The organism is Streptomyces sp. NTD91 (assembly GCF_059510455.1).
Genome location: NZ_JCAJZW010000191.1, coordinates 1 through 303, shown reverse-complemented (window position 1 = coordinate 303; position 303 = coordinate 1). Strand labels below are relative to the sequence as shown.

At 62.4% G+C, this 303-nt stretch carries 1 protein-coding gene; it reads left to right on the top strand.

Going from position 1 to position 303, the window contains the following annotated elements; all coding sequences use genetic code 11:
* Positions 1–100: 100 nt before the first annotated feature.
* A partial coding sequence (locus AC5WRT_RS39185; RefSeq protein WP_496098982.1) for a hypothetical protein occupies positions 101–303 on the top strand: 203 nt, incomplete at its 3' end.

Here is a 303-nt window from a genome sequence, read left to right as displayed (position 1 = left end):
GAGCCTCAGCGAGGCGGACTCAGCTCGCCCTGACTCAGCCCCTCAAGGCGTCGTCCACCGGACCACCATTGACTGGCGGCCATGGAATGAGGCCCTGGGCATGGTGAACCTTGTCGCCGACAAGGACATCGCGGAAGCTGCACACGTCCTTGACGAGCAGATATGGCGCCTTCACACCAAGATCAAACGTGGCCTGACCCCCGAAGAGCCCTGGTTCGTTCTGCGCTCAGAGGTGGAATCAGCTCAAAACGACTTCATCGTTACCGCGCGCCGCCGACTCTCGCCTGCCGGAGGTCCGCTTAG